This window comes from Cellulomonas sp. ACRRI (genome assembly GCF_022346185.1).
In the GTDB taxonomy this organism is placed as follows: domain Bacteria; phylum Actinomycetota; class Actinomycetes; order Actinomycetales; family Cellulomonadaceae; genus Cellulomonas.
Genome location: NZ_JAKRMS010000065.1, coordinates 1 through 23,816, shown reverse-complemented (window position 1 = coordinate 23,816; position 23,816 = coordinate 1). Strand labels below are relative to the sequence as shown.

The window sequence follows — 23,816 nt, the reverse complement described above, 5'->3', positions numbered from 1 at the left end:
CCCCCGCGCCCGCGCGCACCAACGCCCCGCCGAGATGGCAACTCTCGGCTGGCGCGGGGGTCCCGCGCACAGCCGAGAGCTGCCATCTCGGCGAACGGGCGACGCGGGGGCGGGGCGGGCAGGAGCGCGCAGCGCGGGTCAGCGCGCAGCGCGCGTCAGCGCGCGGCGCGCGTCAGCGCGCGGCGCGGGTCAGCGGGTCACCAGCGGTCGTGGACGTGGGGGCGGATGCGCTCGTCGTAGATCGCGCGGAACCGGTCCAGGGTGAACTCGTCGAGCGCGGGGATCAGGGCGGCGTCGGCGTTGCCGCGGGCCTGCTCCGCGTTGCGCGCGCCGGGGATGACGGTCGAGACGCCCGGCTGGTCGACGATCCACCGCAGCGCGAGCTGGGCCGTCGTGGCACCCGCCGGGGTCAGCGCCGCGACCTCGCGGGCCGCGGCGACGCCGACCTCGAACGGCACGCCGGAGAACGTCTCGCCGACGTCGAAGGCCTCGCCGTGCCGGTTGAACGACCGGTGGTCCGTCGCGGCGAACTCGGTGTGCTCGTCGTACTTCCCCGACAGCAGGCCGGACGCGAGCGGCACGCGCGCGATGATGCCGACGCCGGCGTCCGCGGCCGCGGGCAGGACGCGCTCGAGCGGCTTGCGGCGGAACGCGTTGAGGATGATCTGGATCGTCGCGACGTGCGGGCGGGCGATCGCCGCGAGCGCCTCGTCGACGGTCTCGACGGAGACGCCGTAGGCGGCGACCCGGCCCTCGTCGACCAGGGTGTCCAGGGCGTCGTAGGTCGCGTCGCGGTCGAGCACGACGCTCGGCGGGCAGTGCAGCTGGACGAGGTCGAGGGTGTCGACGCCGAGGTTCGCCCGGGACCGGTCGGTCCAGGCGCGGAACGCGTCGAGCGTGTACGCCTCGGCGACGTGCGGGTCCGCGCGCCGGCCCATCTTGGTGGCGACCGTGATCCGCGCGGCGTCGGCGGGCCGCTCGCGCAGGAACCGCCCGATCAGCGACTCGCTGCGGCCGTCGCCGTAGACGTCGGCGGTGTCGAAGAACGTCACCCCCGCGTCGGCCGCCGCGGCCAGCACCGCGAGCGCGTCGTCCTCGGCCACCTCGCCCCAGTCGGCGCCGAGCTGCCAGCAGCCCAGCCCCACGACCCCGACGTCCCGTCCCGTCCTGCCCAGCGTCCTCGTCTGCACGGCCCCGAGGGTACCCCGGCCCTTTCACCCGGGCGCGCCTGGGTGCCTGCACCCAGCCGGCTCCGGCGGACCGCGGTGGTGAGCGACGGGTGACGATCCCAGAGGGGAGGATGGGGGGACGCGCCCGGGGTCGACGCGGGGCGAGCGGCCCCGCGCCCCGCGAGCGACGGACCGACGGGGACGAGGGCGACGATGATCACGCGAGACCGGGACCGCACGCCGTGGGCGCGCGTGTCCCGGGTGCTGCCCCTGGACGCCGAGCGCGCCTGGGACCTCGTGGCCGACGCCCGGCACCACACCCGCTGGGTCCCGCTGACCCGCGTCGACCTGAACCGGCCGTCCCCGCGGGCCGCGGGCCCGCGCCCGACGGGACGGACGTCGCCCGAGGTCGGGGACGAGATCCGGGCGGTGACCGGGCCGACCGCACGCCGCGGCGGGCCGGGCCTCGTCGACCGGATGCGGATCGACCGCTACGAGCGCCCGCTCGGGGCCGTCCCCGGCGTCGCGGTGTTCCAGAAGCTCGGACCGGTGCTGCTCGGCACGGCACGGATCGAGGTCGCGGCGGCCGGCGCGTCGGCCCGGGTCACCTGGAGCGAGTCGGTCCACCTGCGCGGGCTCCCGCCGGCCGCGACGCGGTGGCTCGGCGCGCTGCTGGTCGACGGGATGCTGCGGCTGGTCCTGGACCGCGCGGCGCGCGAGGCGGCGGCCGGCACGCAACGAACCGCCGCCTGAGGCCTGATTCGCGCAACGAATCGGTGGCGTGGGCGCAACGTCGCGCCATGATGCTCCGGGCAGGTGGATCGTAGGCTTGCCCGGACGCGCCCCGACGAGGCGGCCCGACGTCCAGTCGTTCACCGGACACCTCGAGGAGCACCATGCCCGCGACCCCGCAGCAGACCCGCCGCCACTACCTGATGTGCGAGCCGACCTTCTACACGGTCTCCTACGAGATCAACCCGTGGATGGACTCGACGCGGTACACGGACGCGGGCCTCGCGGTGCAGCAGTGGACGGTGCTCAAGGACACCTTCGAGTCCCTCGGCCACACGGTCGAGACGATCGACCCGATCCCCGGCCTGCCGGACATGGTCTACGCCGCCAACGGCGCGACCGTCGTCGACGGCCTCGTGTACTCCGCGAAGTTCCGCTACCCGGAGCGCCAGCCCGAGGGCCCGGCGTACGAGAAGTGGTTCGCCGACCACGGCTACGTCACCCACACCGCCGAGCAGGTCAACGAGGGCGAGGGCGACATCCTCGGCGTCGGGGACGTCCTGCTGGCCGGCACCGGCTTCCGCACCGACCGCGCGTCGCACGACGAGCTCGCCCGGGTCACCGGCCGCGAGGTCGTGACGCTCGAGCTGGTCGACGCGCACTACTACCACCTCGACACCGCGCTGGCCGTGCTCGACTCGACCGCCGGCCGCGAGCAGATCGCGTACTACCCGCCGGCCTTCTCGGACGCCTCGCGCGCCGAGCTCGAGCGGCGCTACCCCGACGCCGTCATCGCCTCCGGGTCGGACGCCGCGTGCCTCGGGCTGAACGCGGTGAGCGACGGGCTGAACGTCGTCGTCGCGCCCGGCGCGACCGACCTCGCCGCCCAGCTGACCGACCGCGGCTTCCGGCCGATCCCGGTCGACACGAGCGAGCTCCTCAAGGGCGGCGGCGGCGCGAAGTGCTGCACGCTGGAGATCCGCCCCGCCCGCTGACCCCTCGGCCGGCCGGGCGCGTCCCGGCCGGCACCCCCCCGGCCCGGAAGGTGACCCCCATGACCGCCACGATCCCGAGCCGGGACGCCGAGGCCGCCGCCGCCGGCCCGCTCGCCCCCAACTACCACCCGCTGCCCGTCACGCTCACGACGGGTGAGGGCGCCTGGGTCCGGGACGCCGAGGGCCGCACGTACCTCGACATGCTCGCGGGCTACTCGGCGCTGAACTTCGGGCACCGGCACCCGGCGCTCATCGGGGCGGCGAAGGCCCAGCTCGACCGGCTGACCCTGTCGTCCCGGGCGTTCGACCACGACCTGCTCCACCCCTTCGCCGAGGCGCTGTCCGACCTCGCGCGGCCGGTGGTCGCGGGTGCGGGGGTCGCGGGCGCGGGTGCCGCGGCCGAGGGGCCGCAGCCGATGGTGCTGCCGATGAACACCGGCGCCGAGGCCGTCGAGACCGCCATCAAGGCCGCGCGGAAGTGGGGCTACGACGTCCGCGGCGTGGCCCCCGAGCGCGCGACGATCGTCGTGGCCGCCGGCAACTTCCACGGCCGGACGACCACCATCGTGTCCTTCTCCACGGACCCGGAGGCACGCGACGGCTTCGCCCCGCACACCCCCGGGTTCCGGGTGGTGCCGTTCGGGGACGCCGACGCGCTGCGGGACGCGGTCGACGAGACGACGGTCGCCGTGCTGCTGGAGCCGATCCAGGGCGAGCAGGGCGTCGTCGTGCCGCCCGCCGGGTACTGGCCGGCCGTGCGGTCGATCTGCGACGAGGCGGACGTGCTGCTGATCGCCGACGAGATCCAGTCGGGGCTCGGCCGCACCGGCACGACGTTCGCCCTGGAGCTGTGGGGCGTGCGCGCGGACCTGGTGACGCTCGGCAAGGCGCTCGGCGGCGGGGTGCTGCCGGTGTCCGCCGTGGTGGGCCGGCCGGACGTGCTCGGCGTGCTGACCCCCGGCACCCACGGGTCGACGTTCGGCGGCAACCCGCTCGCGTGCGCCGTCGGGATCGCGGTGGTCGACCTGCTGCGCCCCGGGACGTTCCAGGAGCGGGCCCGCACCCTCGGCGCGCACCTGCACGAGCGGCTGGCGACGCTGGTCGACACCGGCCTGCTCGTCGGCAGCCGCGGCGTGGGCCTGTGGGCCGGCCTCGACGTCGACCCGGCGCGGATGACGGGGCGCGAGCTGTGCGAGCGGCTGCTGCGGCTGGGCGTGCTGGCGAAGGACACCCACGGGTCGACGATCCGGCTCGCGCCGCCGCTCGTGGTCGAGGCCGACGACCTGGACCTGGCGCTCGACCGGCTGACGCAGGCGCTGCGCTGACGCGCGCCGCGGGCCGGACCCGCGGCGCGCGCGACGGCCCTCAGGAGAACCGCATGGCCGTGTAGAGCCGGCCGTTGATCGTCACGGCGCCGATCGACACCGCGGACCTGTCCGCCTTGAGGATCCACGCGCGGTGGGCCGGCGAGTTCATGTAGGCGGCGATCATCTGGCCGTCGCTGACCGGCTGCACCCAGCCGACGATGTGGTCGTTCCCCGAGTGCCAGATGCTGCCCGCGGCGGCCATCGCGGCGGCGTGGTCCGCCAGCGACGACGAGGCGGACACCGACAGCGCCGGCAGGCCGTTCTCGGCCCGGGCGGCGTTCAGCGCCGCACCGAGTCCGCCGACGCCGTAGGACGCGACGCCGGGGGCCCAGGCAGCAGCCGCGGCGGGGGCGGACGCGCCGCCGCCGGAGGTCGCGGGGGCAGCCGCGCGCGCGGACCGGCCGCCGGTGGACGGGCGCGGCGTCGCGGCCCGCTGGGCGGCGGCCCGCTGGGCGGCCTCCGCGGCGGCGCGCTCGGCCGCGGCGCGCTCGGCGGCGATCCGCGCCGCCTCGGCGGCCTGCCACGCGGCCTCGGCGTCGACGGCGGCCCGCTGCGGGGCGGCGACCGAGGCGACGGCGGCCGCCACGGTCGCCGGGCTCGTCCCGGACCCGGCGCCCTCCGCGGCCCGCTGGGCGGCGTCGGCGGCGGCGCGCAGGGCGGCGAGCGGGACGTCACCGGCGTGCGGGGAGGCGTCGGCCGCGGCGCGCGCGGCGGTCACGACGGTGGAGGCGTCCCGGACCGCGTCGGCCACCAGCGCGTCGTACCGGGCGGCGGCCCGCGCGGCGCGGGCGTCGGCGACGAACGCCTCGTCGGCGCGCTGCGCGGCGTACGCGGCGGCGACCCGCTCCTGCGCGTGGGCCCACGCGGCGGCGCGGGCGTCGGCGCGCAGCTGGACGACGACCCCCGCGGCGACGGCGCCGACCAGCGCGGCGCACAGGACGGTGGTGGCGACGGCGCGACGGCGGACGGCGCGGGGGCGCGCGGCGCGGGGGCGGAGCGCGGGGCGCGCGGGTGCGTCGAGGGCGGAGGCCGCGGCGGGCGCAGCGACCGACGGCGCAGCGGGCGCGTCGACCGGCGAGGCGACCGACGGCGCGGCGACCGACCCGGCCGACGGGCCGGTGCCCCGCGCCCGCTGCGTCGGGATCGTCCCGGGCGCGGCCGTGGGCCGGCGGTCCGCGTCGTGCGGCGCGGCTGCCGCGGCGAGGAGGTCCGGGCCGACCGGCGCCGTGGTGCCCTCCGACGTGGGGTCCGTCGGGTGTCCGCCGGTCACCGGCATGACTGGTCCCTCCTCGTGCGGTCGCTGCCCCCTGTCACCGCACCCATCGACCCCGCGGGCAGCGCGCTGAACGCCCGGCCCCAGGGTTCACCCGCGCGCCCGCGAACCCCCAGGTCGCCGCGTCCCCTCCGCCCCCGCGAGTGGACGGTCCTGCCGGACACGCCCGGGGCGTGTCCGGCAGGACCTTCCACTCGACCGAGCACGACCGGCCCGCCCCCGGGCGTGCGCGAGGATGGCCCCGTGCCCCCGACCCGTCCCGGCGACCTCGACCCCATCGACGAGGCGATCCTCCGCGAGCTCGCCGTCGACGCGCGCGCGTCCTACGCGGACATCGGCCACGTGGTCGCGCTGTCCGCGCCCGCGGTGAAGCGCCGCGTGGACCGGCTGCGCGAGCGCGGCGTCGTCCGCGGGTTCACCGTGCTGCTCGACCCGGCCGCGCTCGGCTGGGAGACCGAGGCCTTCATCGAGCTGTTCTGCCACGGCTCGACGAGCCCCGCGACGATGCGTGCGGGCGTCGAGCGCTACCCCGAGGTCGTCGCGGCGAGCACGGTCACCGGCGACGTGGACCTGGTCGTCCAGGTGCGGGCCCGGGACATGCGGCACCTCGAGCAGGTGGTCGAGCGCCTGGCGGCCGAGCCGTTCGTCGCGCGCACCCGGTCGACCATCGTGCTGTCGGCGCTCGTCCGCCGCCCGGACGTGCCGCCGCCCCCGGCCTGACGGTCAGCCCGCGGCGGACTCCGCCGACCCGCCGCCCGCGGCCCCCACCCGGTCCTGGCACCGGTTCGTCACGACCATGACCGGGCAGGCCGCGTGGTGCAGCACCGCCTGGCTGGTCGAGCCGAGGAGCAGCCCCGCGAACCCGCCGCGGCCGCGCGACCCCACGACGATCAGGTCGGTCGCCGTCGAGAACTCGGTCAGCAGCTCGGCGCCCGTGCCGTCGAGGACCACCCGCTTCACCGTCAGCCCCGGCCGGTCGGCGATCGCGCGGTCCACGACCACGTTCAGCCCCTCCGTGACGTCGGCGAGCACCTGGGTCTGGTCGATCGTCGCGGGCAGCCACGCCATGACCCCGGACCCGCTGCCGACGGGCACGCCGGCGACCGCGGTGAGCTCGGCGCCCCAGGCCTCCGCCTCCTCGATCGCGTGGCGCAGCGCCAGGTCGGCCTGGGGGCTGCCGTCGACGCCGACGATCATCCGGCGCACCGGGCGCACGACGGGGGTGGACTCGTCGGTCGGGACCACGCCGCCGCGCCGCTGGTCGCGCAGCGGGACGACGACGGTCGGGCAGTAGGCGTGCGCGGGCAGCGTGGACGACACGGTGCCGAGCAGCCGGTCCGCGAACCCGCCCTTGCCGCGGGTGCCGACGACCGCGACCGAGGCGTCCCGGGACATCTCCACGAGGACCGCCGCGGCGTCGCCGGTCGCGACGGTCGTGACGACCTCGAGCCCCGCGCCCTGCGCGCGCTGGCGCGCCTCGTCCAGCACGGCGCGGGCGCCCTGCTGGATCGCGGTGTCGTCGAGGGCGGCGTACCCGCCGTCCAGGGAGGCCGCCGTGAACGACGGCAGCGTGTACGAGCACACGACGTGCAGCGTCCGGCCCCGCGTCCGTGCCTCCGCCGCGGCCCAGTCGAGGGCGTGCATGCTCGCCGCCGACCCGTCCACGCCGACCAGGATCTCTGCGTCCCGCTTCATCGCCACGACCTCCTCCGGTGCACCTCCCAGTGTGCCCCCGATCATGCCCGTTCCGCACCCGCCGTGGGGTCCGGCGTGGCGCGGGCTTGACGAAGTCTTGGACCGGAGCGCGTGGCGGGCGCGGCGGTCAGGCGGCGAGGTACGGCGACCAGGCCGGCTCGTCGACCGCCGCCCCGCGCAGGAACGCCGTCGCGCCCCGGGGGGCGGACGGCGTCCAGCGCAGCTCCCAGCCGATCTCATGGAGGAGGTGGTCGGCCTTGCGGTGGTTGCACCGGCGGCACGCCGCGACGACGTTGCCCCACTCGTGCCGCCCGCCGCGCGAGCGCGGGTGCACGTGGTCCACCGTGTCGGCGTGCGAGCCGCAGTAGGCGCACCGGTGGTCGTCGCGCTGCAGGACCGTCCGGCGGGTCGGCGGCAGGGGGCGGCGCATCGGCACGTGCACGTACCGGGTGAGCGAGAGGACGACCGGGAGCGGCACCGCGACGTGCTCGGAGTGCAGCACGCGGCCGTCGGACTCGAGCACGGTGGCCTTGCCGGACATCACGAGGGTCACCGCGCGTGGCAGCGCGACGACGCAGAGGGGCTCGAGGCTGGCGTTCAGGAGCAGCGTCCTGGGCGGGGCGGGCAGCAGCAGCACGGCGTCACTCCTGGGTCCTCGGGGACCCGCCTGGCTGGCGGGCCCGCTGGGGGAGGCAAGCAAGAGCAGGGTACGCGCACCTGGCCGGAGAGACCCCATCGTTTGTGTCGCACGTCACGCCCCCGGCGCGCCGCGCGACCCCCGGGGACGACGCGACCCCCACGGCCGCGCGGGCCGTGGGGGTCGGGTCGGGAGAGCTGCGGGGCGGTTCAGCCGATGCGGATGAACGTCGGGTTGCTCTGCCAGATGCTGCGGAACTGGATCGTCTTGCCGGGGCGGGGCGAGTCGATCTGCTGGTCGCCGCCGGCGTAGATCGAGATGTGGCCGGGGCTCCAGATCAGGTCGCCGGGCTGGGCCTCGGACGCGGAGATCACGGTGCCGGCCGCCTTGATCGCGGACGACGTGCGCGGCAGGGAGATGCCGAGCTGCGCGTAGACGTAGGACACGAAGCCGGAGCAGTCGAAGCCGTCCGGGGTGGTGCCGCCGGAGACGTAGGGGACGCCCACGTAGCGGGCGGCGACCTCGAGCACGGCGTTGCCGGCGACCGACTGCGGCACCGCGGCGGCGGCGACCTCGGTCGCGGCGGCGGTCTCCACCGTGGCGCGCTGCGCGGACCGGGAGGTGGTGGTGCGCACCGGCTCCGGCTCGGGCTCGGGCTCCGGGACGACGGCCGTGACGGCGGGCGTCTCGAACGACCACGCGGCGTCCGCGGGGGCCGTGACGACCGGCGCGGTCTCGAGGACCGTCTTCGCCGAGGCCGTCAGGGCGGCGGTGTCCACCGACGGCAGCGCGGCCTGGTCGCCGGAGGCGGTCGCGGCGCTGGCGGCCGGGACGGCGACCGCGGAGACCATGAGCCCCGTGGTGGCCGCGACGACGGCGGTGCGGCGACCGGCCTGGGCGAGGGTGCCCGTGGCGGCGGTGGCGAAGTCGGTCAGGGGGGTGACGGGGCGACGCGCGGAACGGTGTCGAGCGCGCACAGCACTAGCGGTCACGTACAGCCTCTCCTGGCGCCTACGAGGTGAGCTGTCGGGTTCGGGTCGGAGATACCCGGCCGCGATCCGCTCCCGGTCACCCGGTCGCGTCACGCGGCTTCACCCCAAGGACACCGTCTCCGGTGCCCGCATGTGGTTCCCCCGCCCCTGCCGGCGAAGTGTGTACGGAACCTCGGTCGGCGGCAGGGCTCGGCGTACCGTCCAAGGGCTCGTGCGGAGGAGGGTTCCGACGAGCAGGACCGACCGTACCCGACCCCCGAGCCGATTGTCACGTTCCGGTCACGGACTGTTTCCCCGGCCGCGAGAACGCTCACATCGCCCAGCAGGTCACCGACGCACGAGGGCCCCGCGCGTGGCGTGCGCCACAGCCCGCGGGGCCCTCGGGGACGTCGGTCAGGAGGTGCGGAGGAAGACGTGCCGCGCGACCTCCTGCGGCAGGTCCAGGACGGTCTCCGCGCCCGGGGCGCCGACGGTGACCGTGTTGCCGTTCTTCTCCACCGCGATCTCGTTGCCGGGCCGCACGCCGGCCTGGGACAGCCGCGCGAGCAGCTCGACGTCGGTCTGGATCGGCTCGCCGAGCCGGGCCACGACCCCCTTGGTCGAGCCACCGGCCTCGACCACCACCGCGACCACCGGGGCGACGCCGTCGAGGAACCCGACGGGGGTGCGCTCCTCGCCGATCTCGTCGAGGCCCGGGATCGGGTTCCCGTACGGGTCGAAGTGCGGGTGGTCGAGCAGCCCGGCCAGGCGCCGCTCGACGCGCTCGCTCATGACGTGCTCCCAGCGGCACGCCTCCTCGTGCACGTACTCCCAGTCGAGCCCGATCACGTCGGTCAGCAGCCGCTCGGCCAGGCGGTGCTTGCGCATGACGCGCATCGCCTTGCCCTGGCCCACCTCGGTCAGCTCGAGGTGGCGGTCGCCGGACACGACCAGGAGCCCGTCGCGCTCCATCCGGGCGACGGTCTGCGACACCGTCGGGCCGCTGTGCCCCAGGCGCTCGGCGATGCGGGCGCGCAGCGGGGTGATGCCCTCCTCGGTGAGCTCGTAGATCGTCTTCAGATACATCTCGGTCGTGTCGATCAGGTCACTCACGCCGGTGCCCTCCTGTCGTGCGCGGACGTCCGTCCACAGGCTAGTCGGCTCCGGCCGCGCGCGGACGCGCCTGGGTATCGTGCGGCTCGTGACCGCGACCACGCCGCCCGCCGTGACCATCCCGGAGCACCTGCTGCCCGCCGACGGGCGGTTCGGGTCCGGGCCCGCCAAGGTGCGCGCCGCGCAGGTCCGGGCGCTGTCCGCCGCCGGGCGCACCCTGCTGGGCACCTCGCACCGCCAGCCGCCGGTGAAGCACCTCGTCGGCCGGGTGCGCGCCGGGCTCGGCGAGCTGTTCTCCCTGCCCGAGGGGTACGAGGTCGCGCTCGGCAACGGCGGGTCGACGGCCTTCTGGGACCTGGCGACGCTCTGCCTGGTCGAGCGCCGGTCCGCGCACGCCGTGTTCGGGGAGTTCGGGTCGAAGTTCGCCGCCGCCGCGGCGCGGGCGCCGTTCCTCGACGAGCCGGTGCTGACCTCGGTCGCCCCCGGGACCTCGGCGGTGCCGGCGCTCGCCGACGGCGTCGACGCCTACGCGTGGCCGCACAACGAGACCTCGACCGGCGCCGTCGCCCCGGTCCGCCGGGTGCCCGGCTCGGCGGACCAGGGCGCGCTGGTGCTCGTCGACGCCACCTCCGGCGCGGGCGGCCTCGCGGTCGACGTGTCCCAGACCGACGCCTACTACTTCGCGCCGCAGAAGTCGTTCGCCTCCGACGGCGGGCTGTGGCTCGCCGTGCTGTCCCCCGCCGCGGTCGAGCGCGCCGCCCGCGTCGAGTCGTCCGGCCGCTGGGTCCCGGAGTTCCTGTCGCTCACGACGGCGGTGCAGAACTCCCGCGCGGACCAGACGCTCAACACCCCGGCGATCGCGACGCTCGTCATGCTGGCCGAGCAGGTCGACTGGATGCTCGCCAACGGCGGCCTGGCGTGGTGCGCCGAGCGGACCGCGACGTCGGCCGGCCACCTCTACGGCTGGGCGGAGGCGCGCGACTGGGCGTCGCCGTTCGTCGCCGACCCGGAGCAGCGGTCGCCGGTCGTGGGCACCATCGACCTGGCGCCGGAGATCGAGGCGCCGACGGTGGCGAAGATCCTCCGGGCGCACGGCGTCGTCGACGTCGAGCCGTACCGGAAGCTCGGGCGGAACCAGCTGCGGGTCGCGATGTTCCCGGCGGTCGAGCCGGACGACGTGCTCGCCCTCACCGCGTGCCTCGACCACGTGGTCGACCGGCTGGTCTGAGCGGCGCGGGGCGCCGGGCCGGTGCCGGCCCGGCGCCCCGCCACGACCGGCTCAGCCCGCGCGGTGCCGGCGACGCAGCGGGATCGCGACGAGCAGCCCGCCGGCCAGCAGCATCAGCCCGGCGCCCACCAGCAGCGGGGTCGAGTCCGCGCCGGTGACCGCGAGCACCGCCGACGCCGCCCGGACGTCCTCCGGCGCGGCGGCGTCCGGGGCCGCGAGCACCTCGGACGTGACGACCACGCCGGCGACCTGCGACTGCGGCGGGTTCGCGCACACCGCGGACGCCGGCGGGTAGGACACCACCGTGGTCGCGCTCGGGTTGACCTCGAAGGTCACCTCGACCTCCGGCCGGGTGTAGTCGTAGGCGTCGTGCTCGGTCCACGAGCCGTCGGGCAGCTGCGTCCAGCCCGGCCAGTCCGTCACCACGCCGTCCACCACCACGGTCCCGGGCCAGTAGACCTGCCCGCTCAGCGGCAGCCCGGACTGCACCAGGTCGGCACCACCGGGGTTGTGCCAGGTGATCGTCAGGGTGGTGCTCGAGGTGCCGACGGGCTCGACCGCGTACGACAGCGCGGGCGCCGCGGCGAGGCAGATCGCCTCCGCGCGGGCGACCCCGAGCTCGCACCGCGTCGGCGGGGCGTAGCCGTCGGCCGGGGTGTCGGTCGGGCTCGGGTTCTCGCAGTCGCCGATCGCGACCACGGGGGCCGGGACCGCCGCGGGGGCCGAGACCGCCGCCGGGGCCGCGGGCGCCGCGAACGCCGGGGCGACCGGGGCGAGGACGGCCGCCGCCGTCGCGACCAGCCCGATCAGGATGCGTCGCCGGTGTGCCATGTGCTCCCCCAAGGACCGGGCGCCCGGCGTCGTCGCCGAGCTGGAGTCCGATTCGTACAAATCGGACATTTCGGTCATGTTAGGCACGGTTCCTGGAGCGGCGCGCGGGCTGCGAGGGGCGAAACTCCCGCGTCATCATGCGGATGTCGCGGGGTCACCGGCGCCGCGACGGCCGGGTGGCCCACCTGACCTGCGCGGGGGCGTCCGCACGCCGCCGCGCGCCGCGGGTGCGGGCTCAGGGTGAAATCACGCCGACGGGGGATCCCCCGCTCGCGTCAGCCGGCGGGGCACTCCCCCGTGACGCTCCCGGGACCGGTGAGCGTCGGGGTGGTCCACACGGTCAGCGCCCCGCCCGGCGCCGGGACGGTCACGCTATACGTCTCCCCCGCCCCCGGCGCGAGCCGGGAGGTCAGCACCGCCACGTCGCGCCGCGCGGCGGAGGCCTGCTGCCCGCCGACCACGGCGCCGTCTCTGGACACCGGTCCCACCCGCCCGTCGCGCGCCGACCAGAACGACACGTTGGTCGCGAGCCAGCCCGCCGGCACCCCGGACCGCCCGTCGCCCAGCACCTGGGCCGGGTACCCGGCGACGTCCGCCGGCGGCCGGTAGTCGAGGCGGAGGTCCACCCGCGCCGACGCGTCGGCGGTGCCGCAGCCCTGCATCGTGACCGACACGGTCGCCGCGAGGTCGAAGTCGAGCTTGCCCGCCGTGGCGTCGTCGAGGAACACCCCGACCGCACCGCCCGCCCGGCCCGCGGGCGTCACGGCGTCGCCGGAGAGGAACGCGCTCCCGAGCGGGGTGCGCGCGAGCACGGCCTGCTCCGCCGGGTCGGCCGACCACAGGGCGACCCGGCGCTCGCCCACCGCGCCGAGCAGCGCCTCCCCGGCGACCCGCGCCGCCGCCGGGTCCGCGGCCGCGTCCCGCAGCACCGCGAACGCCGCCGTCGCCACCTGGGCGTAGAAGGCGTCGCCCCACCGCGGGTCGCCGTACGCCAGGTAGGCGTCCCGCAGCAGGGCGCGCAGCAGGGTGTCCCCGCCCAGCTCCGCGCCGTCGGCCTGCACGGTGCGACCGGTGGCGGACAGCAGGTCGGCCACCACCACCGGGTCGGTCGCCAGCACGCCGTCCACCGCCTGGCCCGTCGACTGCTGCCAGAACGCCGCGGCCAGCGCGGCGGCGCGCGGGAAGTCGGGCACGAGCACGGAGTCCTGCACCCAGCGCCCGGGACGGTCGCCGTACAGCGCGGCCTCGGCGTCGGACAGCGGCAGGGCGGGGGCGGCGAGCTCCGGCAGGTCGACCGTGCTGCGCTGACCGACCAGCCCGACCGCGCCGTCGGCGACCTGGAGCACCGCGACCGCGCCGACGATGCCGCCCTGCGCGCGCAGCTCGGCGGGGTTGAGCGACAGCAGCAGGTAGGTGCGCGGGCCGTCCGCGCCCAGCAGGTCGGGCAGCACGGCGGCGACCTCGCCGAGCGCCGACAGGGAGGAGGACGCCCCGTCGAGCGCGTGCTGCAGCTGTGCCACCGGGCCGGCGACGGGGCCCACGAGCCGGTCCGGGTCGAGGGTCGCGAGGTCGGCGCGCAGGCCGTCGACCGCCACGGCCGCGCGCGCGGCGGCCGGGGCGGCGTCGGCGACCGGGGCCAGGTCCACCCAGCCGTCCGGGACGGCCCGGGAGGACCGCTCCCCCGGGGCGACGACGGTGCCCAGCGCGGTCAGCAGGTCGGGCGCGGCGTCGTGGGCCAGCCGGTCGGCAGCGGTCGCGACGACGGCCACGGCGCGGAGGTCGTCACCGACCAGCGGCAGGTGCTCCGCGAGCCGCCACACCGGGTCGTCCACCGCGTCGGCGGCCCGGGCGGCGGCGTCCTGGGCGCCCGGGAGCCGGGCCTCGAGCGCCGGCACGTCGAGCGCGCCGGCCTCCGCGCGGGCGCCGTCTGCCGTGGCCTGCAGGTCCTGCAGGGCGGTGCCGGCCCGGTACACGCGGAACGCGAGCCAGCCGCCGAGCAGGAGCGCGGCGGCGAGCAGCACCGCCACCGCGATGAGGACCCGCCGTCGGACCGCCATCCGTCGATCGTCACATATGGGACAAATCGGGCAAGGGGGCGGGCGCGGGTTCACCCGCTCGCCGGCCGGGCACGGCGGGCCCGGGCGCGGCGGCCCCGGGGGCGGGCGCTACAGCGCCGCGTCCGCCGCCTCGCGCGCCGCCACCTGGTCGACCGCCCGGCGCGGTTCCGGCACCGCGGGGTGCAGCACCTCGAGGTGCGGGCGGCTGAGCAGCCGGTAGCGCACCTGCACGTGCCAGTGCTTGCGCGCCCACAGCGCCGCCGCGACCGAGATGATCAGCGCCGTGATCGAGCCGATGCCGATCGACCACCGCGGGCCGAACTGCTCGCCGATCCAGCCGACGATCGGCGACCCGACGGGCGTCGCCCCGAGCATGACGATCATGTAGAGCGACATCACCCGGCCACGCACCGCGGGGTCGGTCGACATCTGGATGGTCGTGTTCGCCGCGGTCATCATCGTCAGCGACGCCAGGCCCACCGGGATGCACGCCACCGCGTAGGACGTGTAGGTCGGCATCAGCGCCTGCACGCCCGTCGCGATCCCGAACCCGAACGCCGCGCCGATCACCAGCCGCACCCGGGGCCGCTCGCGCCGCGCCGCCAGCAGCGCCCCCGCGAGCGACCCGATCGCCAGCACCGACCCGAGGACGCCGTACTCCCCCGCGCCCTTGCCGAACTCCGCCCGCGCCATGAGCGCGCTGGTCATCTGGAAGTTCAGGCCGAACGTCGACACCACGCCGATCACCGCCATGATCACGAGGATGTCGCTGCGCCCGCGGACGTACCGGACGCCCTCCCGGATCTGCCCCTTCGCGCGCGGGGCGACCGGCATCGGGTGCAGCTCGTCGGTCCGCATGAGCACCAGCGCGAGGATCGTCGCCGCGAACGACACCCCGTTGATGACGAACACCCAGCCGGTGCCGACCGCGGCGATCAGCAGGCCGGCGAGGCCCGGGCCGATCAGCCGCGCGGCGTTGAACGACGTGCTGTTCAGGCCGACCGCGTTGGACAGCTTGCCGGCGGGCACGAGCTCCGCGACGAACGTCTGCCGCACCGGCTGGTCCAGGGCCGCGACGGCACCGAGCGCCAGCGCGAACAGGTACACCTGCCACAGCTGCGCGTGCCCGGACAGCACGAGCGCGCCCAGCCCGAACGCCAGGACGCCCTGGGCACCCTGGGTGAACATCAGCAGCTTGCGGCGGTTGACCCGGTCGGCGAGCACGCCGGCCCACGCGGACAGCAGGAGCGTCGGCGCGAACTGCAGCGCCGTGGTGATGCCGACCGCCAGGCCGGAGTCGTCGGACAGGTCGGTCAGGACCAGCCAGTCCTGGGCGACGCGCTGCATCCAGGTGCCGACGTTCGCGACGAGGGCGCCGGCGAACCACAGCCGGTAGTTGACGTAGCGGAGCGACGCGAACGTCGAGTTCATGCGGGCGGCCTCATCCTGCCGCGATCCGGCGCAGCAGCACGGCGGCCTGCGCCAGGGTCCGGCGTTCGTCCTCGGTCAGGGTGTCGAGCTGGGCGGCGAGCCACGCGTCGCGGCGGCGGCGGGTCTCGCGGACCTCGGCCTCCCCCGCCGCGGTCAGGCTGACCACGACCTGCCGCCCGTCGGTCGGGTGCTCGGACTTCTGCACGAAGCCGAGCTCCACCAGCGCGTTGACGGTGCGCGTCATGGACGGCGGCTGCACGTGCTCGGCGTCGGCGAGGGCGCCGGGCGACAGCGGCCCCTCGCGCAGCAGGATCGCGAGCACGTTGAACTGCGGGTCGGGCAGGTCGGCGCTCCCGCGCCGCGAGCGGATGCGCCGCGTGCTCTTCGCGAGCGCCACCCGCAGCTCCCCGGCCAGCTCACCCGCACCCACCTCGATCATGTTCCTTACCCTAAGTCATTACCTTCGCGAACCAAACCCGCGCTCCCTGCCCGTCCGCCGAGATGGCAACTCTCGGCTGTGCGCAGGCGCGGGAGCCCAGCCGAGAGTTGCCATCTCGGCGCGCTCGGGCCCGGGGTTGTCCACAGGGCCGGGCGTGGAGTGGTGCGGCCGGGGGCCAGCACGGGCAGCGTGGGGGCATGCCCCGACTCGATCGTCCGCTGCCGTCGGCGCTCCGTCGCGGTCCGTTCACCGTCGCCGAAGGGCTCGCCGCGGGATCGCCGTCGGACGCCCTGCGGCGTGCGGGCCTCCGGGTACCCACACCCTCCGTCCGCGCCCTCGGACCCGCGCCTGCCGGGGACGACGTGCTGACGCGCTGCCAGGAGTTCGCCCCGGTGCTCCCACCCGACGCGCTCTTCTGCCACGTCACCGCGCTGGCCCTGCTGGGAGCCGACCTCCCACACGGCGTCGACCCGTCGGGGGACCTGCACGTCCAGGTGGGCCCAGGGCGGTCGCTGCCCCGCCGCAGAGGACTTGTCGGCCACCGGCGTGCGACGCCGCAGGTCCCCTACCTCCGCCTGCCGCTCGGGGTCCGGGTCCTGCTGCCCGAGGTGGCGTGGCTCCAGCTCGCGACGGCGGTGACCCCGCGCGAGCTGGTCGTCGCGGCGGACGCGCTGATGAGACGCCAAGGCCCGCTCTGCCGGCCCGACCACCTGGCCCGGGCCGTCGCGGCTCTGCCGGCGGGGGCCCGAGGCGTGCGGCGGCTCCGGGAGGCGCTCGCACACTCCCGGCCCGGCACCGACTCGTGCATGGAGACGCGCCTGCGCTGGAACCTGACCGATGCCGGGCTCCCCTGCCCGGCGGTCAACGCGCTGGTCCGTGACGCCGACGGGCGCGTGGTCGCCATGCCCGACCTCTCCTACGAGGACGACCGGGTGGCGGTCGAGTACGACGGCGACGTCCACCGCACCGACCGACGCACCTGGCAGCGCGACCGGACGCGCCGTGCAGACCTGGAGTCCCTGGGCTGGCGGGTCATCAGCTGCACCGCCGACGACGTCCTCCACCACCCGGATCGCGCGGTCGCGTGGGTCCGCAGGGCCCTGCGCCGGTGACCGCGCCGAGATGGCAACTCTCGGCTGCGCGCGGGCACGGTCGTACAGCCGAGAGTTGCCATCTCGGCGGGACTGCGCGGCGGTGCGCGGCAGGCGCGCCGCGCGTCAGGGGCGGCCCAGGGCGCGGTAGGTCCAGCCCGCGGCGCGCCACGCGCGCGGGTCCAGGACGTTGCGGCCGTCGAGGACCGCGCGGCGGGCGACGAGGCCTCCCAGACGCTCCGGGTCCAGCGCGCGGTACTCCTGCCACTCGGTCGCGAGGAGCACGACGTCGGCGCCCGCGACCGCCTCCTCCGCCGTCGCGGCGAACGCCAGGCCCGGCCACGCCCGCCGCGCGTTCTCGACGGCCTGCGGGTCGGTCACCACGACCTGCGCGCCCTGCAGCTGCATCTGCGCGGCCACCGAGAGCGCCGGCGAGTCCCGGATGTCGTCCGAGTCCGGCTTGAACGCCGCGCCCAGCACCGCGATCCGCCGGCCGACGATCGACCCGCCGCACACCTCGCGGGCCAGGTCCACCATCCGCACCCGGCGGCGCATGTTGATCGCGTCGACCTCCCGGAGGAAGGACAGCGCCTGGTCGACCCCGAGCTCGCCCGCCCGCGCCATGAACGCCCGGATGTCCTTGGGCAGGCAGCCGCCGCCGAACCCGAGCCCCGCGTTGAGGAACCGCCGCCCGATCCGGTCGTCGTAGCCGATGGCGTCGGCGAGCCGGGTGACGTCGGCGCCGGTCGCCTCGCACAGCTCGGCCATCGCGTTGATGAACGAGATCTTGGTCGCCAGGAAGCTGTTCGCCGCGACCTTCACGAGCTGCGCGGTCGCGTAGTCCGTGATCACCAGCGGGGTGTGCTCGGCGAGCGGAGCGGCGTAGACCTCGTCGAGGATCCCGCGGGCGCGGTCACCCTCGGCCGTCGGGACGCCGTCGTCGTCGGTCGGCAGCCCGTAGACCAGGCGGTCGGGGTGCAGCGTGTCCTTCACGGCGAAGCCCTCGCGCAGGAACTCCGGGTTCCACACGAGGGTTGCGCCGGTGCCCGCGAGCCGCTCGGCCAGCGCCTCGGCCGTCCCCACGGGCACCGTCGACTTGCCGACGACCAGGTCCCCGGGGCGCAGGTGCGGGAGCAGCGCGGCGAACGCGTCCTCGACGTAGGTCAGGTCCGCCCGGAACTCGCCGTGCTTCTGCGGGGTGCCGACGCACAGGAAGTGCACGGCCGCGCCGTCGACGGACGCCATGTCCGTCGCGAACGTGAGCCGCCCCTCGCCGCCGACCTCGCTCAGCAGCTCGGGGAGGCCGGGCTCGTAGAACGGGGCCTTGCCGGCGGCGAGCAGCTCGACCTTGGCCGCGTCGACGTCGACCCCGACGACGGTGTGCCCGAGCTTCGCCATGCTCGCGGCGTGCACCGCGCCCAGGTAGCCGCAGCCGATGACGGAGACGTGCATGAGGGACCCTTCGGCGATGGCGGGTGGACCCGCACGAACCTACCGTGGCCGATCGCCCCCCACCGGGCCCGGCCGAGCACCCGGTGCAGCGCCGGCGGACGACCACGCCCGCCCGGACGCGCGGTCCGGGCGGGCGTGGTCGCGGGTCGTGCGGGTGCCGGTCAGACGCCCAGCCAGGACTTGATCGGGCCGATGAGGAAGTAGACGACGAACAGCGCCGCGGCCACCCACATCAGCGGGTGCACCTTGCGGACCTTGCCGAGCGCCAGCTTCAGCACCACGAACGAGATGACGCCCGCGCCGATGCCGACCGTGATCGAGTACGAGAACGGCATGAGCACGATCGTGAGGAACGCCGGCACGGCGACCTCGAAGTTCTTCCAGTCGATGCCCGACACCTGCATCACCATGAGGAAGCCGACGACGACCAGCGCCGGGGTGGCCGCCTCGAACGGCACCATGCCGACCAGCGGCGCGAGGAAGGTCGCGAGCAGGAACGCGACGCCGGTGGTGACCGACGCGAGGCCGGTGCGCGCGCCGTCGCCGACGCCCGCGGCGGACTCGACGTACGAGGTGTTCGACGACACCGAGGCGGCGCCGCCCGCGGCCGCGGCGATCGAGTCGACGACCAGGATCTGCCGGGTGCGGGGCGGGTTGCCCTCCTTGTCGAGCAGGCCCGCCTCGCCGCCGACGGCGACCATCGTGCCCATCGTGTCGAAGAAGTCGGCGATCATCACCGAGAACACCAGCAGGATCACCGCGACGACCCCGATCTTCTCGATCGAGCCGAACAGCGAGAACTGGCCCAGCAGCGAGAAGTCCGGCGCGGCGACGACCGAGTCCGGCACGGCCGGGACGGCCAGCGACCAGCCGTCGGGGTTGTCCGCGGAGCGCTCGCCGAGGTTGCCGACGGCCTCCACGACGATCGCGAGCACGGTCGACGTGGCGATGGCGATGAGGATCGCGCCGTGCACCTTGCGGGCCATCAGGATGATCGCGAGGAACAGGCCGACGACGAACACCAGCAGCGGCCAGGAGCCCAGCGAGCCGCCGATGCCGAGCTCGACGGGCGTCGCCTGGCTGAACGGGATGCGCACGAAGCCGGCGTCGAACAGGCCGATGAACGCGATGAACAGGCCGATGCCGACGCTGATGGCGGTCTTGAGCTCCATCGGGACGGCGCGGAACACCGCCTCCCGGAACCCGGTGAGCACCAGCACGAGGATGATCAGGCCCTCGAGCACCACGATGCCCATCGCGTCGGCCCAGGTCATGTCGGGCAGCGAGGCGATCGAGTAGGCGACGACGGCGTTCAGGCCGAGGCCCGCCGCGAGCGCCAGCGGGAAGTTGGCGACGAGGCCCATGAGGATCGACATGACGCCGGCGACCAGGGCGGTGGTCGCGGCGATCATCGGGATGTTCGGCTCGGACCCGCCGCCGAGGAAGTTCCCGGAGCCGTCCTGGACGGTCCCGAGGATCAGCGGGTTCAGCACGATGATGTAGCTCATCGTGAAGAAGGTGACGAGGCCGCCACGGATCTCGGTGCCGATGGTCGACCCGCGCTCGGAGATCTTGAAGAACCGGTCGACCGCGTTCTTCGGCGCGGCGGACGCCGGAGCGGTCGCCCGCGAGGAGGTGGTGGACATGGGGGGAAGTATGGCGGACGGGTGAGGGTCCGGTCGCGGGTGTCCGGGCAGCGTTCACCGGCCCGAAACACGCGCGGCCCGGGCCCGTCGCCGGACCCGGGCCGCGACGCGGCGGGACGCCTCAGATGACCAGCACCGACGCCGTGCCCTTGCCGTAGCCGGACACCTCGACCTCCAGGTCGAGCCGGCGCACGTACGCCAGCACCCACTGCGCCACGTCGGCCGGCAGCGGCTCGCGCGGGGCGTACCACTTGTCGAGCTTCAGGTGCGGGGCGTCGCCGACGTTGAACAGCGCGGCGGTGACGTTGAGGATCTCGCCGGCGTTCTCGGCGAGCGCCACCGGCAGCTGCTCCTCCTCGACGGCGGTCTGCGCGGTGCGGGCCGGGACGAGCGCGATCGACGCGCCCAGGTGGGCGGCGAGCGGCAGGTCGAACAGCACGAGCGCGGACAGCTTCATGAGCTTGTCGACGTAGACGCCGACCAGGGCCCCGCCGTTCAGGACCGGGTCGACCATCGGGCCGCCGGTCGTGACGGTGATGTCCCGCCCGACGAGGCCCTCCCAGTGCTCCCGCACCTCCATGGCGGCGGGCAGCGGCGTCGCGTCGCTCATGCCAGCACCGGGTCGATCGCCTCGCGGAACGTGTCCGCGGTGAACGGCTTGGCGATGAGGAACAGCGCACCGGCCTCCTCGGCCGTCGTGCGCATCTCCTCCGAGCCCTCGGAGGTCACGAACCCGAGCGGGGTGCCGAACCCCTCGGCGCGCAGGGCGCGCAGCAGGTCGATGCCGGTCAGGTTCGGCATGTTCCAGTCGGACAGGATGACGTCGGGCTCGTCGGCCCGCACGGCCTCGAGGGCCTCCTGGCCGTCGGACGCCTCGCGGACGTCCCAGTCGTAGCCGGCCTGGCGCAGCGTGCGGATCACGATCTGCCGCATCACCCGGCTGTCGTCGGCGATGAGCACGCGGATCATGCTCGTCACTTCCCTTCGGTGGCGGGTCCCGCGACGGTGGACGCGGGGGTCTGGGTGGTGCCGGGGCTCACTGGAACAGCGAGACCACGACGACGAGGGGGCGGCCGCGCCAGTCGAGGCGCAGCTCGTGGGTGAGCGACCCTGCCGGGGCCGCGGGGAGGTCCGACTCGACCTGGGGCAGCCCGAGGGTGCCCTGGCTCGGCAGCAGCGCCTTGATGTTGCCGCCGACGACGTTGGCGACCTCCCCGAACGCGTCGACCAGGTCCTCGGGGCCGACCGGCTCACCGGCGCCCATGCCGAGCAGGGCGCGGGTCAGCTCGTGGGCGGTCGCGACGTCGGTGGCGACGGCGGCGCGCCCGGCGAGCTCGCCGTGCACGTCCACCCAGGCGGCCAGCGGCTCGGCGGGGGCGGGCACCTCGCCCTCCCAGGGGCGGAGGTAGCCGGGCTCCCCGTCGATCATCGCCGCGAACACCTCCTCGGCGATCGCGAACACCTGGTCCTGCTCGACGGCGGCGGCGGTCATACGGGCTCCTCGGCGGGGACGAGCCCGAGCAGGTCGAGCTTGTCGCGGATGGCATCGGTGGTGAACGGCTTGATCAGGTACTCGTGGGCGCCCGCCGCGAGCGCGCGCACGATCTGGCCGTGCTCGCTCTCGGTGGTGACCATCATCAGCGTGATGCCGCGCCACGCCGGGTTGGCGCGGACCTTGGTGACGAAGGTGAGGCCGTCCATCACCGGCATGTTCCAGTCGATGCAGGCGAGGTCGACCTCCTCCCCCGACTCGAGCAGGTCCAGCGCCTGCTGCCCGTCACCGGCCTGGACGGTGCTGAACCCCAGGTTCTCCAGGGCGCCCGCGACGATGCGCCGCATCGTCCGCGAGTCGTCGATGACCAGTGCTCTCATCGCGTCACTCCTTGTTCGAATGCCGGTCCGGCGGGGCGCCGCGGCGCGGTGGGCAGGGTGGCGGCCGGTCGCGGCTGGACCGGCCAGGTGGACGTGGGGGCCCCGGCGACGGGCACGCGGGGCGCGGCGGCCGGGACGGCCGGGGTGGCGCCGGTGAGGGTGCCGGGCGCGGGGCGCGGGGACGGGACGGCGCCGGCGTGCACCGGCCGGTACACCGACCCGCGCTCGACGGGCACCCGCTCCCAGTCCCCGTCGACCCCGATCGTGGTCTCGGCGGCGCCGAGGACGAGGTACCCGCCCGGGCGCAGGGCGCGGTGCACCCGGCCGAGGATCGAGCGCTTGGTCTCGAGGTCGAAGTAGATGAGCACGTTGCGCAGGAACACGATGTCGAACGGGCCGGCGGGCGGCAGGTCGAGCAGGTTGTGCTTGGCGAACGTGATGCTGCGGCGCAGCTCGTCGGCGATCTGCCAGTCGTGCCCGTTGCGCTGGAACCAGCGGACCATCATGGGGGCGGGCAGGCCGCGGTTGACCTCGAGCTGCGAGTACCGGCCGGACCGGGCCTGCGCGAGCACCTGCTCGGACAGGTCGGTGGCGGTGATGCTGAACCGCGCGCCCGGGCCGAGCACGTCGGTGAGGGTCATGGCGATCGAGTACGGCTCCTGCCCGGTGGAGCAGGCGGCCGACCAGACCTTGAGGCCGTCCAGCACGGCCCGTTCGGCGCGCAGACCGGGGACGATGTGCGTCCGGAGCGCGCTGAACGGGGTGTTGTCCCGGAACCAGGACGTCTCGTTGGTGGTGAGCGCCTCGACGATGTCGGCGAGGTCGGACTCCCGGCGCCCGGACCGCACCTCGCGGACGTAGGCGTCGACGCCGGCGTGGCCGCCCTCGCGGGCGAGCGGCAGCAGCCGGCTCTCCACGAGGTACTCCTTGCCGGCCTCCAGCTGGATGGCGCTGCGCCGCCGCACGACGTCGGCGACGAAGGCGAACGTGTCCTGGGTCAGACTCACGGCCGACCTCCGATCGGGGCTGCGGGACGTCCGGCGCCGGCGCGGGCCAGCACGGACTCGAGGGTGGGGGCGACCTCGCCCAGGGGGAGCACGCGGTGGGCGAACCCGGCGGTGGCGACCGCCCCGGGCATCCCCCACACGACGCTGGTGGGCTCGTCCTGCACCACGACGGTGCCGCCGGCCCCGACGACGTCCTCGCAGCCGGTGCGGCCGTCCGCGCCCATGCCGGTGAGCACGAGGGCGAGCAGCTGCCCGCCGAGCTCGCGCACCGCGGACCGGAACAGGACGTCGACGGCGGGGCGGCAGAAGTTCACCGGCGGGCCGTCGGTCAGCCTGACCCGCAGCTGCCCGGCGGACCGGCTGAGCTCGAGGTGGTGGTCGCCCGGGGCGATGTAGACGGTGCCCGGCTGGAGCGCGTCGCCGTCGGCGGCCTCCACGACCGTGGCCGGGCCGAGCCGGTCCAGGCGGGCCGCGAGCTGCCGGGTGAACACCGGCGGCATGTGCTGCACGACGAGCACCGGCACCGGCGGCGGGGCCGACAGCGCGCCGATCACCTTGGACAGCGCCTCGGGGCCGCCGGTGGAGGAGCCGATGATGACGGCGCTCACCGGGTGCGGGGCGGGCGCCGGGCGGGTGACGACCGGGCGGCGGGCGTTCGCCGAGGAGGCGACCGGGGCCGGCGCCGCGGCCGCACCCGCGCGGGTGCGGGGCGCGGGGGCCCCGGCGGGCGCCGCCCCGGCCCCGGCGCCGGGCGGGGGGGCCGGCCCCGGCCCCCGCCGGGGGGGGGGGGGGGCGGGGGGGGGGGGGGGG

At 75.8% G+C, this 23,816-nt stretch carries 24 protein-coding genes and 1 riboswitch; of the genes, 6 read left to right on the top strand and 18 right to left on the bottom strand.

The features are described from left to right. Positions 1-197: 197 nt before the first annotated feature. Positions 198-1,190, bottom strand: a complete 993-nt coding sequence (locus MHY85_RS12580) for an aldo/keto reductase (protein ID WP_239196790.1) — start codon at positions 1,188-1,190, stop codon at positions 198-200. 192 nt (positions 1,191-1,382) lie between these two features. On the opposite strand from MHY85_RS12580, the gene MHY85_RS12575 reads away from it, so the two are divergent. The 3 genes from MHY85_RS12575 to rocD all read left to right on the top strand — a co-directional run bounded on the left by MHY85_RS12575 (position 1,383) and on the right by rocD (position 4,221). Then, positions 1,383-1,922 (top strand): hypothetical protein, encoded by a 540-nt coding sequence (locus MHY85_RS12575; protein WP_239196788.1) that lies wholly within the window; start codon positions 1,383-1,385, stop codon positions 1,920-1,922. Positions 1,923-2,065: 143 nt separating this feature from the next. After that, positions 2,066-2,896, top strand: coding sequence for a dimethylargininase (ddaH, locus tag MHY85_RS12570; protein ID WP_239196786.1), 831 nt, complete (start codon positions 2,066-2,068; stop codon positions 2,894-2,896). 59 nt (positions 2,897-2,955) lie between these two features. Beyond that, on the top strand, positions 2,956-4,221 hold the full coding sequence (gene rocD / locus MHY85_RS12565; RefSeq protein ID WP_239196784.1) for an ornithine--oxo-acid transaminase: 1,266 nt from the start codon (positions 2,956-2,958) through the stop codon (positions 4,219-4,221). A gap of 40 nt (positions 4,222-4,261) precedes the next feature. Here the strand turns inward: rocD and MHY85_RS12560 are convergent, their stop codons facing one another. After that, positions 4,262-5,539, bottom strand: a complete 1,278-nt coding sequence (locus tag MHY85_RS12560) for a CAP domain-containing protein (RefSeq protein ID WP_239196782.1) — start codon at positions 5,537-5,539, stop codon at positions 4,262-4,264. A 240-nt stretch (positions 5,540-5,779) separates the two neighbouring features. Between MHY85_RS12560 and MHY85_RS12555 the strand changes: the two genes are divergently transcribed. Then, a complete protein-coding gene (locus MHY85_RS12555; RefSeq protein WP_147795577.1) occupies positions 5,780-6,256 on the top strand; it encodes an Lrp/AsnC family transcriptional regulator in 477 nt (158 codons plus the stop codon). 3 nt (positions 6,257-6,259) lie between these two features. On the opposite strand, the gene MHY85_RS12550 is transcribed toward MHY85_RS12555, so the two are convergent. From MHY85_RS12550 to MHY85_RS12535, 4 genes are all read right to left on the bottom strand, one after another. Further along, a complete protein-coding gene (locus tag MHY85_RS12550) occupies positions 6,260-7,231 on the bottom strand; it encodes a universal stress protein (RefSeq protein ID WP_239196780.1) in 972 nt (323 codons plus the stop codon). A gap of 127 nt (positions 7,232-7,358) precedes the next feature. Continuing rightward, on the bottom strand, positions 7,359-7,868 hold the full coding sequence (locus MHY85_RS12545) for an HNH endonuclease (protein ID WP_239196778.1): 510 nt from the start codon (positions 7,866-7,868) through the stop codon (positions 7,359-7,361). Between the two features lie 209 nt (positions 7,869-8,077). Further along, positions 8,078-8,860 carry a C40 family peptidase gene (locus MHY85_RS12540; protein ID WP_239196776.1) on the bottom strand — a complete coding sequence of 261 codons (783 nt, stop codon included), beginning with the start codon at positions 8,858-8,860 and terminating at the stop codon, positions 8,078-8,080. Between the two features lie 2 nt (positions 8,861-8,862). Then, positions 8,863-9,065, bottom strand: a riboswitch (cyclic di-AMP (ydaO/yuaA leader). A 188-nt stretch (positions 9,066-9,253) separates the two neighbouring features. Beyond that, positions 9,254-9,952: a metal-dependent transcriptional regulator gene (locus MHY85_RS12535; protein WP_239196774.1), complete on the bottom strand. Its 699-nt coding sequence runs from the start codon at positions 9,950-9,952 to the stop codon at positions 9,254-9,256. Positions 9,953-10,040: 88 nt separating this feature from the next. On the opposite strand from MHY85_RS12535, the gene serC reads away from it, so the two are divergent. Then, on the top strand, positions 10,041-11,180 hold the full coding sequence (serC, locus tag MHY85_RS12530; RefSeq protein WP_239196772.1) for a phosphoserine transaminase: 1,140 nt from the start codon (positions 10,041-10,043) through the stop codon (positions 11,178-11,180). A gap of 51 nt (positions 11,181-11,231) precedes the next feature. Here the strand turns inward: serC and MHY85_RS12525 are convergent, their stop codons facing one another. The 4 genes from MHY85_RS12525 to MHY85_RS12510 all read right to left on the bottom strand — a co-directional run bounded on the left by MHY85_RS12525 (position 11,232) and on the right by MHY85_RS12510 (position 15,938). Beyond that, entirely contained in the window at positions 11,232-12,011 is a 780-nt protein-coding gene (locus MHY85_RS12525; RefSeq protein ID WP_239196770.1) for an LPXTG cell wall anchor domain-containing protein, read from the bottom strand. Between the two features lie 275 nt (positions 12,012-12,286). Next, a complete protein-coding gene (locus tag MHY85_RS12520) occupies positions 12,287-14,068 on the bottom strand; it encodes a DUF4012 domain-containing protein (RefSeq protein ID WP_239196768.1) in 1,782 nt (593 codons plus the stop codon). A 108-nt stretch (positions 14,069-14,176) separates the two neighbouring features. Continuing rightward, entirely contained in the window at positions 14,177-15,499 is a 1,323-nt protein-coding gene (locus tag MHY85_RS12515; RefSeq protein WP_239196766.1) for an MFS transporter, read from the bottom strand. Positions 15,500-15,509: 10 nt separating this feature from the next. Then, positions 15,510-15,938, bottom strand: a complete 429-nt coding sequence (locus MHY85_RS12510; RefSeq protein ID WP_239196764.1) for a MarR family winged helix-turn-helix transcriptional regulator — start codon at positions 15,936-15,938, stop codon at positions 15,510-15,512. Positions 15,939-16,330: 392 nt separating this feature from the next. Between MHY85_RS12510 and MHY85_RS21905 the strand changes: the two genes are divergently transcribed. Then, positions 16,331-17,050 carry an endonuclease domain-containing protein gene (locus MHY85_RS21905; protein WP_239196762.1) on the top strand — a complete coding sequence of 240 codons (720 nt, stop codon included), beginning with the start codon at positions 16,331-16,333 and terminating at the stop codon, positions 17,048-17,050. 105 nt (positions 17,051-17,155) lie between these two features. Here the strand turns inward: MHY85_RS21905 and MHY85_RS12500 are convergent, their stop codons facing one another. The 8 genes from MHY85_RS12500 to MHY85_RS12465 form a co-directional block, all read right to left on the bottom strand. Then, on the bottom strand, positions 17,156-18,481 hold the full coding sequence (locus MHY85_RS12500) for a UDP-glucose/GDP-mannose dehydrogenase family protein (RefSeq protein ID WP_239196760.1): 1,326 nt from the start codon (positions 18,479-18,481) through the stop codon (positions 17,156-17,158). A 161-nt stretch (positions 18,482-18,642) separates the two neighbouring features. Then, positions 18,643-20,127: an NCS2 family permease gene (locus MHY85_RS12495; protein WP_239196758.1), complete on the bottom strand. Its 1,485-nt coding sequence runs from the start codon at positions 20,125-20,127 to the stop codon at positions 18,643-18,645. A gap of 121 nt (positions 20,128-20,248) precedes the next feature. Then, positions 20,249-20,737 (bottom strand): hypothetical protein, encoded by a 489-nt coding sequence (locus MHY85_RS12490; protein ID WP_239196756.1) that lies wholly within the window; start codon positions 20,735-20,737, stop codon positions 20,249-20,251. After that, positions 20,734-21,096, bottom strand: coding sequence for a response regulator (locus MHY85_RS12485; RefSeq protein WP_147797104.1), 363 nt, complete (start codon positions 21,094-21,096; stop codon positions 20,734-20,736). Before MHY85_RS12485 ends, MHY85_RS12490 begins: the two co-directional genes overlap by 4 nt. Before the next feature lie 67 nt (positions 21,097-21,163). After that, entirely contained in the window at positions 21,164-21,619 is a 456-nt protein-coding gene (locus MHY85_RS12480) for a chemotaxis protein CheX (RefSeq protein ID WP_239196754.1), read from the bottom strand. Then, a complete protein-coding gene (locus MHY85_RS12475) occupies positions 21,616-21,999 on the bottom strand; it encodes a response regulator (RefSeq protein ID WP_239196752.1) in 384 nt (127 codons plus the stop codon). Before MHY85_RS12475 ends, MHY85_RS12480 begins: the two co-directional genes overlap by 4 nt. After that, positions 21,996-23,006 (bottom strand): protein-glutamate O-methyltransferase CheR, encoded by a 1,011-nt coding sequence (locus tag MHY85_RS12470; protein WP_239196750.1) that lies wholly within the window; start codon positions 23,004-23,006, stop codon positions 21,996-21,998. The genes MHY85_RS12475 and MHY85_RS12470 overlap by 4 nt, the downstream gene beginning before the upstream one ends. Next, positions 23,003-23,614 (bottom strand): CheB methylesterase domain-containing protein, encoded by a 612-nt coding sequence (locus tag MHY85_RS12465; protein ID WP_239196748.1) that lies wholly within the window; start codon positions 23,612-23,614, stop codon positions 23,003-23,005. The genes MHY85_RS12470 and MHY85_RS12465 overlap by 4 nt, the downstream gene beginning before the upstream one ends. Positions 23,615-23,816 lie beyond the last annotated feature (202 nt).

Coding starts and splice junctions, on each gene's coding strand:
- MHY85_RS12575 (WP_239196788.1), top strand. CDS start 1,383: ATGATCACGCGAGACCGGGACCGCACGCCGTGGGCGCGCGTGTCCCGG.
- ddaH (WP_239196786.1), top strand. CDS start 2,066: ATGCCCGCGACCCCGCAGCAGACCCGCCGCCACTACCTGATGTGCGAG.
- rocD (WP_239196784.1), top strand. CDS start 2,956: ATGACCGCCACGATCCCGAGCCGGGACGCCGAGGCCGCCGCCGCCGGC.
- MHY85_RS12560 (WP_239196782.1), bottom strand. CDS start 5,539: ATGCCGGTGACCGGCGGACACCCGACGGACCCCACGTCGGAGGGCACC.
- MHY85_RS12550 (WP_239196780.1), bottom strand. CDS start 7,231: ATGAAGCGGGACGCAGAGATCCTGGTCGGCGTGGACGGGTCGGCGGCG.
- MHY85_RS12525 (WP_239196770.1), bottom strand. CDS start 12,011: ATGGCACACCGGCGACGCATCCTGATCGGGCTGGTCGCGACGGCGGCG.
- MHY85_RS12520 (WP_239196768.1), bottom strand. CDS start 14,068: ATGGCGGTCCGACGGCGGGTCCTCATCGCGGTGGCGGTGCTGCTCGCC.
- MHY85_RS12515 (WP_239196766.1), bottom strand. CDS start 15,499: ATGAACTCGACGTTCGCGTCGCTCCGCTACGTCAACTACCGGCTGTGG.
- MHY85_RS12510 (WP_239196764.1), bottom strand. CDS start 15,938: ATGATCGAGGTGGGTGCGGGTGAGCTGGCCGGGGAGCTGCGGGTGGCG.
- MHY85_RS12500 (WP_239196760.1), bottom strand. CDS start 18,481: ATGCACGTCTCCGTCATCGGCTGCGGCTACCTGGGCGCGGTGCACGCC.
- MHY85_RS12495 (WP_239196758.1), bottom strand. CDS start 20,127: ATGTCCACCACCTCCTCGCGGGCGACCGCTCCGGCGTCCGCCGCGCCG.
- MHY85_RS12490 (WP_239196756.1), bottom strand. CDS start 20,737: ATGAGCGACGCGACGCCGCTGCCCGCCGCCATGGAGGTGCGGGAGCAC.
- MHY85_RS12485 (WP_147797104.1), bottom strand. CDS start 21,096: ATGATCCGCGTGCTCATCGCCGACGACAGCCGGGTGATGCGGCAGATC.
- MHY85_RS12480 (WP_239196754.1), bottom strand. CDS start 21,619: ATGACCGCCGCCGCCGTCGAGCAGGACCAGGTGTTCGCGATCGCCGAG.
- MHY85_RS12475 (WP_239196752.1), bottom strand. CDS start 21,999: ATGAGAGCACTGGTCATCGACGACTCGCGGACGATGCGGCGCATCGTC.